This window comes from Catenibacterium sp. AM22-6LB (assembly GCF_003435615.1).
Lineage (GTDB): Bacteria > Bacillota_I > Bacilli_A > Erysipelotrichales > Coprobacillaceae > Catenibacterium > Catenibacterium mitsuoka_A.
This window is the reverse complement of sequence record NZ_QTUM01000023.1, coordinates 25394-35367: the sequence shown is the minus strand read 5'-3', so window position 1 is coordinate 35367 and position 9974 is coordinate 25394. Positions and strand designations below refer to the sequence as shown.

The 9974-nt window shown below is 31.3% G+C and carries 10 protein-coding genes; all 10 read right to left on the bottom strand.

Annotated features, from left to right (window positions below; translation table 11 throughout):
* Positions 1–92: 92 nt before the first annotated feature.
* The 10 genes from DW269_RS06605 to DW269_RS06560 are packed head-to-tail and all read right to left on the bottom strand — an operon-like array spanning position 93 to position 9365.
* Positions 93–1568, bottom strand: coding sequence for a family 1 glycosylhydrolase (locus tag DW269_RS06605; RefSeq protein WP_117459061.1), 1476 nt, complete (start codon positions 1566–1568; stop codon positions 93–95).
* 21 nt (positions 1569–1589) lie between these two features.
* On the bottom strand, positions 1590–2408 hold the full coding sequence (locus DW269_RS06600) for an HAD family hydrolase (protein WP_117459060.1): 819 nt from the start codon (positions 2406–2408) through the stop codon (positions 1590–1592).
* Positions 2398–3387, bottom strand: coding sequence for a Gfo/Idh/MocA family protein (locus DW269_RS06595; RefSeq protein ID WP_117459059.1), 990 nt, complete (start codon positions 3385–3387; stop codon positions 2398–2400). Before DW269_RS06595 ends, DW269_RS06600 begins: the two co-directional genes overlap by 11 nt.
* Positions 3388–3389: 2 nt before the next feature.
* Entirely contained in the window at positions 3390–3842 is a 453-nt protein-coding gene (rpiB, locus tag DW269_RS06590; RefSeq protein ID WP_117459058.1) for a ribose 5-phosphate isomerase B, read from the bottom strand.
* Positions 3839–4483 (bottom strand): ribulose-phosphate 3-epimerase, encoded by a 645-nt coding sequence (rpe, locus tag DW269_RS06585; RefSeq protein ID WP_117459057.1) that lies wholly within the window; start codon positions 4481–4483, stop codon positions 3839–3841. Before rpe ends, rpiB begins: the two co-directional genes overlap by 4 nt.
* A 1-nt stretch (position 4484) precedes the next feature.
* Positions 4485–5954 (bottom strand): glycoside hydrolase family 1 protein, encoded by a 1470-nt coding sequence (locus DW269_RS06580; protein ID WP_117459056.1) that lies wholly within the window; start codon positions 5952–5954, stop codon positions 4485–4487.
* A gap of 1 nt (position 5955) precedes the next feature.
* Positions 5956–7347 (bottom strand): glycoside hydrolase family 1 protein, encoded by a 1392-nt coding sequence (locus tag DW269_RS06575; RefSeq protein ID WP_117459055.1) that lies wholly within the window; start codon positions 7345–7347, stop codon positions 5956–5958.
* An 11-nt stretch (positions 7348–7358) separates the two neighbouring features.
* Positions 7359–7886 carry a heme-binding protein gene (locus DW269_RS06570; protein ID WP_117459054.1) on the bottom strand — a complete coding sequence of 176 codons (528 nt, stop codon included), beginning with the start codon at positions 7884–7886 and terminating at the stop codon, positions 7359–7361.
* A 7-nt stretch (positions 7887–7893) separates the two neighbouring features.
* The gene (locus DW269_RS06565; RefSeq protein WP_117459053.1) at positions 7894–8877 is read right to left on the bottom strand and encodes a Gfo/Idh/MocA family protein; all 984 of its coding nucleotides are present in this window, start codon (positions 8875–8877) and stop codon (positions 7894–7896) included.
* An 11-nt stretch (positions 8878–8888) separates the two neighbouring features.
* On the bottom strand, positions 8889–9365 hold the full coding sequence (locus tag DW269_RS06560) for a VOC family protein (RefSeq protein ID WP_117459052.1): 477 nt from the start codon (positions 9363–9365) through the stop codon (positions 8889–8891).
* Positions 9366–9974: the final 609 nt, after the last annotated feature.

The window sequence follows — 9974 nt, the reverse complement described above, 5'->3', positions numbered from 1 at the left end:
GCCACTACGTGGCAGGCATAGGTACATGTTTTTAATTATTTCACCTGTCTACTTGACAGAGGCGGTTCATAACGAAGTCAATTTTATCATTCTTACAAATCTTCTCCATTAGAAGCAATAACTTTCTTATACCAATAAAATGAATCTTTCTTATATCTTTTTCCATCCCCTGTACCATCATCTTGATAATCCACATAAATAAATCCATATCTCTTATGCATTTCACCAGTAGAGGCACTAACTAAATCAATACATCCCCAAGGTGTATATCCCATAACATCAACACCATCTTCATTAATGGCTTCAGAGATTGCTTGAATATGACTTCTTAAATAATCAATGTGATATGGGTCATGACATGTTTTATCTTCTTCTAATATGTCTTGAGCTCCCATACCATTTTCTACGATAAATAATGGTAATTGATATCTTTCCCAAAGTTCATTTAAGGCAATACGTAAACCTGTTGGATCAATTTGCCATCCCCAATCTGATGATTTTAAATATGGATTAGAAATACCTCCAAATCCAAGGTTTCCACTTTGATTTTGAACAGTATTTGGATCTGCTGATTGGACAGATGACATATAATAAGAAATTGAAATAAAATCAACTGTTCCTGCTTTTAAAGTTTCCTTATCTTCCTCACTTAAACATAATTGAATACCATCTTTTTTATATTGTTTTAATTTATATGATGGATAATATCCTCGACATTGTACATCGGCAAAGAAATGAAAATCTTGCATAGCTTTTTTCACGATAAACATATCATCAGGATTACATGTATTTGGATAAATTGTAGAATAGAAAATCATATTTCCTACTTGATTTTTAGAATCGATATCATGTAAAATTTTGACCGCTTTAGCACTTGCGATTAACTGATGTTTAGATACATCAGCAGCTAACTGTTCACCAAGTCCATTTACACCAGCATTTAGGAATGGGGCTAAACTAACTGTATTAATTTCATTAAAAGTAAGCCAATATTTAACTTTTCCCTTATAACGTTTTGCAACAGTTTCCACAAATCTTACAAAACAATCAATTGTTCTTGCATCAGCCCAAGCGTTCCATTTATTTGTTAAACCTATTGGTGTTTCATAATGTGATAAAGTGACTAATGGTTCAATACCATATTTAGCACATTCATCAAATATTTTATCATAAAACTCTAATCCCTTTTCATTTGGCTTTTCTTCTAAACCAGCTGGGAAAATTCTTGTCCAATTGATTGATAATCTAAAGACTTTATAGCCCATTTCTGCAAACAAAGCAATGTCTTCTTTATACTGATGATAAAAATCAATACCTTCATGACTTGGGTAATCAAACCCATCAAAGCTTCCAAAAGTTGATCCATCAGGTGCATTAACCATATAAACAGGATCTGCCTTGATTTCTCCATCTTTAGTCTTATAAGTGACCATACGCATTTTCTCACGTGAACCTCTAGTCACACAATCAGCAGTGCTCATTCCTTTCCCATCTAAGTTCCAAGCACCTTCGCTTTGGTTGGCAGCTATAGCACCACCCCATAAAAAATTATCTGGAAATTTTGTCATATAATTTGTCTCCCTTATCTTTTATATAATTTCTAATCTTTTTAATTCATAATATACACCATCATCATCAACACTTTCGCATACGGCTGATGCATATTGTTTAATTTCTTCACAAGCATTACCCATAGCAACACTACGATGACATGTCTTCATCATGTCATAATCATTCATACCATCACCAAAACAAATAGTATCCTCAATACTCATATTTAGTTGTTCAATAACTCTCTTGATGCCTTTACCTTTTGTTGCGTCTACATTATTAATTTCAACCGTATAATAACCTTGATTGAATCCATGATTAATCATATAACAATGCTTAGATATTTTTTGTTTGATTTGTTGGATATATTTCTCATCTTGACATAAGAAAAACAACGTTGGAACAGGAACTTGCTGTTGATAATTTTGAATATGTTGAATATGATTTACCGTTTCTTCTTTCAAACGATTAAGTTCTGATACATCACTTTTGCTATATTGTTCAAAAAAATCAATCATACTTTGTGAATAGAAACTTACAAAGTTTGTTTCTAAATTATACTCAATATCATTTTCATCAAGAAATTTCAAACAATTTTCTAAATCATCTTCAGGAATTGAAATATCATAGATTACTTGGTTATTTATAATAATATAAGCCCCATTACTACAAACCATCCCCTCAAATTCAACATTAGAAAATGATGAAATATTGCAATAATTTCTACCAGTACATAAAAATACATAATGACCATTTGTTCTTGCTTGCTCAATAGCGTATTTGACTTTAGGTGATAATATTTGATTAGATGGAAGAATTGTACCATCTATATCCAAAAATATCGCTTTACTTTTCATAATTTTTCTTATCTTCTATCATCTTATTTCTAATTTGATCTGTAAATTCTCTAACTTTCAGCGAATCTTCTAAACTCATATGTTGACTTTCAATTTTATCAGCTAGCACACAGTCATGGACTTCTTCAATCTCAGTAAAGAAATCATCATGAATGTAATCCTTTGAAATTTTCATTCTAGTACCATCATCTAATAGTATTTTTGCCTTGGTAGGTCTGTAAAATGGTTCGATGATAATCCTGCCTTTTGTGCCATAAATAGTACCAATTTTTGGCTTATCTTCATTTAGCGAAATATCAATACAAGCAGTTTGTCCACTTTCAAAAGTTAGTTCAATAAAATCATTTACATCTACACCTAAATCAAATTGCACCTTCCCTGAAATAGTCTTAATAGGAGAACGAATATAATCTAGAATACTAGCAATACAATAACTTCCTGTATCGTTTAGTACTCCTCCCTGTTCTTTATCAAACAAATAATGATTTGTACTCTTAAAAAATTCTATATACTGTTTAGGAATATAGTTTGAAAAACAAGTTTCTACTCTTGTGATATTACCAATCATACCCTCTTTAATTGAATTTTTAATATCTGAAATTAAAGGAATAAATCTAGTCTTCATTGCTTCCATAAAAAATGTATTGTTTTCTCTTGCCACTTTTGTAATTTCGACATTTTCTTCAAATGTCAAGGTAGCTGGTTTTTCACATAACACAGCCTTTTTTCTTTTTAAAGCTTCAATAGACCATCGATAATGATCCTTATGTCTAGTAGAAATGTAAACAATGTCAACTTTTGGATCATCCAATAGTTTAAAATAATCATCATAAACCATTAAATTTGGAAATTCTGCTTGTAGTTTATCAGCGTTTGTTAGTGATGCAAGTGCATAAATTTCACCTTTTTCACTATAAGATAGTCCTTCCATAAATCTTCTTGCAATTCTTCCAGTTCCAATAATTCCCCACTTTAACATAGCTATTTCTTCTGTCTTTCTTCAATATCTCTTAACATATCAACACGCACTTGATGTCTTCCACCTTCATATTCGCCTTCTAACCATGCATCTACAATCATTTTTGCTAGTTCAATACCGACTACTCTAGCACCAAACGCTAACATATTTGTATCATTGTGTTCTCTAGATAACTTCGCTGAATATGGTTCACTGCAAGTAACACATCTAATGCCATTAACCTTATTTGCTGCTAATGAAATACCAACACCAGTTCCACAAATAACAATTCCTTTATCTACTTCACCAGATACAACTGCATTAGCTACTGCTTCACCAGAAATTGGATAATTAAATCTCTCAGTGGAATCAGTTCCATAATTGACGACTTCATATCCATATTTTTCTTCTATATATGTTTTGATTTGATTTTTGTATCCAACTGCTACATGATCATTTCCAATTCCAATTTTCATAACGCTCTTAACTCCTTTACTAATTCATTATATGATTTATTTTTACCAAATAAAGCACTTGTCCCTAATACAAAACCATCGCATCCCCTATCACTTAATTCTTTTATGACTTGTGGAGAACAAGCACCATCAATGGTAATTTTGAACCCATATTTTTGTTTTAATTTCACTAATTTATCAATTTTATTCTTTGTAAAATCAATAAACTTTTGACCTGCAAACCCCGGATTAACTGTCATTACCATCACATAGTCACAAAGATTAAGCATTTCTTCAATAGACTCAATACTTGTATCAGGATTTACTGCAATACCTGCAAGTTTTCCATTTTCTTTAATATGAGCTAATGTTTTAACGACATATCTTTCACTTTCTGGGTGTATATATATTAAGTCAGCTCCTGCATCCATAAACCAATCCACTTTATTTGATGGATTTTCAATCATCAAATGACAATCAATGATTTTGTCTGTATACTTTCTAATTGTTTGAATGTCCATAATTCCCATCGTCATATTAGGTACAAAGGTACCATCCATCACATCACAATGAAATATATCAACACCTGCTTGATCTAATTCTTTTACCTCTTCTTTTAATCTTCCATAATCAGCACACATCATGCTTGGACATAGTAACATTTTAAATCTCCTCTCCATTTGATTGGCATACTTTCTGATAATAGTAGAATGAATCCTTTTTATATCTTTTAAAGGTTCCCTTTCCTTCGTCATCAATATCTACATAAATAAATCCATAACGTTTTCTCATTTCACCACTTGAAAATGATACTAAGTCAATACAACTCCACATTGTATATCCAAAAAGATCTATGCCTTCTTCTACTGCTTCTTTCATCTTTTCAATATGGGCTTTGTGATATTCAATACGATAAGAATCATGAATTGTTCCATCATCTTCCAATTTATCAATAGCACCTAAACCATTTTCCACAATCAATAATGGTTTTTGATAACGATCATATAATTCATGTAATGAGAATTTCAATCCGTCAGGATCTATTGCCCATCCCCATTCACTTACTTCTAAGTAAGGATTTTTTAATCCTGCTGAAAGATTGCATTTACCATTTTGACTTTCATCTTTATGTGTTGTAACACAAGATGAACAATAATATGAATAAGCAAAGAAATCTGCTTTTCCTTCTAGTAATGTTTGTTTATCTTCATCACTCACATTTAAAGTAACGCCATCTTCTTTCATCACACGTTTGGCATATGATGGATAGGCACCTCTCATCATCGTATCCGCAAATAAGTAGAAATTATCTTGTTTGACTTTTTGGTTTTCAATTTGATCTTTTGGATCACACGTAAAAGGATAACTAAACATACCTGCAATCATACAACCAATTCGATACTCTGAACTAATACTATGCCCTATTTTTACAACCTTGGCTGCCGCAACCATTTGATGATGTAATTCTTCATAAACGCGTTGATAACCATCTTTAGTCACAAAAGGATTAATCTTCAACATAACTTTTAACACATTTAATTCATTAAAAGTGATCCAATATTTAACTAATCCTTGATATTCTGTCATACAAACTTTACAGAATTCGACATACTCATCAATGAGTTGACGATTTGACCATCCACCCATTTCTTCTACATAGAAAGCTGGCATATCATATTTATACATTGTCACAATTGGTTCGATATTGTATTTTTTGAGTTCTAGAAAAACATTTCGATAAAATTCAACACCCTCTTGATTGACACCTCCCTTAATCCCTTGAGGTAAAATACGTGCCCAAGAAATCGTTAAGTTTAATGCCTTAAAGCCCATTTCTCCTAATAAAGCAATATCTCCTTGATAATGATGATAAAAATCAGCTGCAAAATGATTTGGATATATTTCATCTTCTTTAAAAATATATTTTGCACCTTCTGGTAACTGCCCACTATATTGCATGACTTTACCAATTTGTCCATCTTCTGTTTTGTAATATGCATAACGCATGGTATTTTTATCTCCACCTATATAATAATCAGGTTCAACTGGTGATTTTCCACCTTCATTCCAGCCACCTTCAGCTTGAGTTGCGCTAATATCGCCACCCCATAAAAAATTCTTTGGAAAACTCATTTTATACCTCCTCACTTAAATCTTTGCCATTCGTTTTAATCACTTTTTGATACCAATAAAAACTCTTTTTTCTATATCTTTTCATATCCAATAGTTCTTTTTCATTTCGATTGACATAGATAAAACCATATCTTTTCTTCATTTCGCCTTTTGAACTTAAAATATCAATAGGTCCCCATGTCAATATTCCAAAACAATGAATGCCATCTTTGTCTACCGCTTCTTTAATTGATTGAATTTGATTTTTTAGATAATCAATACGATATGAATCATAAACTGTATAATCTTTATTTAATGTTTCTTCTTTTCCTAGTCCTATTTCTAAAACTAAGATAGGTAAATGATAACGGTGATGTAAATCATTTAATCCAATTCTTATTCCAGTATGATCTATATTCCAACCCCATTTACTTTGTGATAAATAAGGATTTGAACTAAACATTTCTTGTTGTAAAACATTTGAAAATTCCATTGGTGATAGTTGAACATCATATTCATGTCCTACTGCAAATGAAAAATAATAACTAAAGCCTATAAAATCCACTTTGCTTTCTTTGAGTAATTGCATTTCTTCATCAGTAGATGGTAGTTGATAATTAAGTTGTGCAAACATATCTTTGATATATTGTGGATATTCTCCATTAACCATAACATCTAAAGTTAAATGATTATAAATATCATTTGCTTTCATGACATTTAAACTTGACTTAGGATGACTATTCTTCGCATAAATAGGTGTATAATTAATCATGGTTCCTACTAGTGCTTGTGGATTATGTTTTTTGACTATCATTCGTAAATAAGCACTTGCAATATTACAATGATGCCAACCATCTAGGATACGTTTATTGATATCAGAACTACTATCCATTAATAACATAACCCCTAGTTCATTTCCAAAATAGGTACTATTTTGTTCATTAAATGGTATCCAATATTTAACTTTTTGACCAAATCTTTTCACTAAAACATCAACATAATCTTTCCATGCTTCCAAAATCGCCTTATTATTCCAAGATCCATATTTATGTAAAAGTTCTAAAGGATAGTCATAATGATAAACACAAATAATTGGCTCAATATTGTTAGATAGTAATTCATCTATAACATTTTCATAGAACTTTAATCCTTTTTCGTTAAGTTGTCCTTCTCCTAAAGGAAAGATACGAGCCCAAGAAATAGAAATACGTAAACAATTAAATCCAAGTTCTTTAAACAATTTTATATCATCTTTATAATGATGATAAAAATCAATGGCATTTTTCCAATCTGAAGAATGTTTATTAATTTTTTTTATATCATAAGTAGTCAATCCTTTTCCATCTTCGTTCCAAGCACCCTCTGATTGCATTGAAGATAATGAACCACCCCATAAAAAATCATGATTAAACATAAATTACATCCTTAAAATAACTTTCCAGTAAACTCACATACTTCTTTATTTAAATATTGACATAATGCTTCCACTATTAATTCTTGATCTAATCCATCATGTAATCCTGAAACAGCTAGTGTTGCAACATGGTTTTCACCTACATAAATAGGAAAAGCTCCCCCTACTGGCATACAATTTGAATCAGCAAAGATGGCTTCAACCGATTGATTTTCTACAACATCAGAAACTAACTTCCAAAAACTACAATGACCAGTTTTTAATACAGTATTTCTTTTTAATAAGGCATAATTAATATTTTTTTGTGATTTGCAATCCATCATATATTGGAATATAACTGCTTGATCTTCTTCCCTAGTAATCTGAACAATAATATCTTTTTGATATTGTTTTAATACATCTAACACAGAAAGCCCTAAATTTAGGGCATCTTGGCTATCAAAATGAGAAAACTTCAATTCATTTTCAATAGCTTCTAATTGTTTTAAATGTTCTTGTGTATATGAAAAATGAAAATATTGTAAATAGTTCTTATCCATGATACACCTACTTGTCACAAGGGAAAATAATTCCAGCTTCAATTCTAGCTTTAGTCATAATCTCATTCACATTGATACTTTCATCTAATTTTTGATAACAATATTTATAATCATTTGTATTGATAGCTTGGACGAAAGCTATAAATTCAGGAATTAAACGATTAAATGCATATTGATCATCAAATTTTTCTTCTGTTCCATCATTAAAATGAATAATTACCTCACCGACCATATTAGGTGGGAATACAGTTTTGATATATCCTTTTGTTCCTTGAATTGTTCCACCATATTGACCACCACAATCTTTTGCAGCAAGGCAATGCGCTGTAAATGTTGGATATTGTAAAACTAATAATCCATTAGTATCAATATTTCTTTCAATAGTAGGATAATATTTGACATCTTGAGGTTTTCCAAACAATCCCATGACATAATGCAAATTATATAAATTTAAATCCATTAAAGCACCACCTGCTTTATTTGGATCAAAAGCAGGTAAGATTTCACCATTTCTAAATGCATCATATCTTCTTGAATATTGTGTATAATTACATTCAACTGCCTTAACATCACCAATTCTAGGTAACCATTCTTTCATTTTTAAGAATGTTTCCATATATACAGTTGTGATGGCCTCAAATAAGAATAATTTTTTTGACTGAGCAAGTTCTTTTAATTCAATAGCTTCTTTCACATGACTTGTCATTGGTTTTTCAACAATAACATTCATTCCTTTTTCTAAAGCCATTTTACAATAGTCAAAATGCAGTAAGTTTGGAACAGCTACATAAACTGTATCAATGCCAGCAGTACATAATTCATCAAAAGATGAAGTTGCAACTTCTACATTGTTTTCTTGACATAATTTTTTTACATTTTCTATTTGGGAAGGAATATCCATAATTGAGATAACTTCAATTCCTTCAATGTTGATTAATTTTGGTAAAAATTCTTGAACGATTGTTCCAGTTCCTACGATTCCTAATTTCATAGTTTACTCCTTTACATAATATTTCCGATAACTTGATATGAGTTTTCTGTATATTGCATAATTTCAAATTTGTTTCCATCAGGATCATGTACCCACATTTGATAAGTTTCTGAAGGTCCCTTAGAAATTTCTGTATCGATTTCTACGCCTCTAGCGATTAACTTATCTCTAGTTTTAAAAATATCATCGACTAATAAAGCATAATGTGAATATCCAATATTTTGATTCCATTTTGCATGTGGTCCTTGACCTTCAAAGCTTGGGAATAATTCAATGAATTGTCCAGGTGCAATTTCAATATAAACAATCATGACTTTTTCTGGATCAGACTCTGCAATCTGTTGATATAATGCATTTCCTTTATTTTTATAAGCTTTAGCTTTTGTGACAATTTTTGGTTTCAACCCTAATTTATTTTCATAAAAATCACGCATTACATCCATTTGTTCTGTAAAAAAAGTAACGTGCATAATTGATTTAAATTCCATTTTATTTTTTCTCCTTTGCGTGCGCCGTTGAAGGCGTTTCATATATATTTCTTTTGAAATCAATGTTCCTGTCAGACATTGTAAAGTACCCGACTTACCTTGAGGGGAAACCCAACGGAGACTACAGCATGTCGGTAAAGCCAAGATGAGTTCCATGAACGAGTGGCTTGGCGAACTAGGCTGTGTACGGTAAAACCTTGATTGGCTGAACCTAAGTCTATAGGTCTAGAGAACTATCAGGTTCCACTCCTGATATCAGCTATATGCATAATATACAGGAAAGGTATTATGCAGATAGGTGTAGCTGACAGCTTACTATCAGTAAGTCAATAGACGAAATAGGTACCTAACCACAGAGACACTATATGGAATGCAAACTACAAGATTACCTAAAGCACATCTTTGTGCCATGGTAACGGAGACATCATAGTAGCCAAATGCCAAAGGAAATAGCTTGGCTATGACGAATGGTGTCAGCATTCAGTTGATTATACGAAAGTCAAATGCCTCGAATGAGGTTACATCCATGTTATTTTTTAATTCTGTTTAAAACAGAACATAACAACATGAGATATTCATTTTACAATTGCATAATCACATTCATCAATG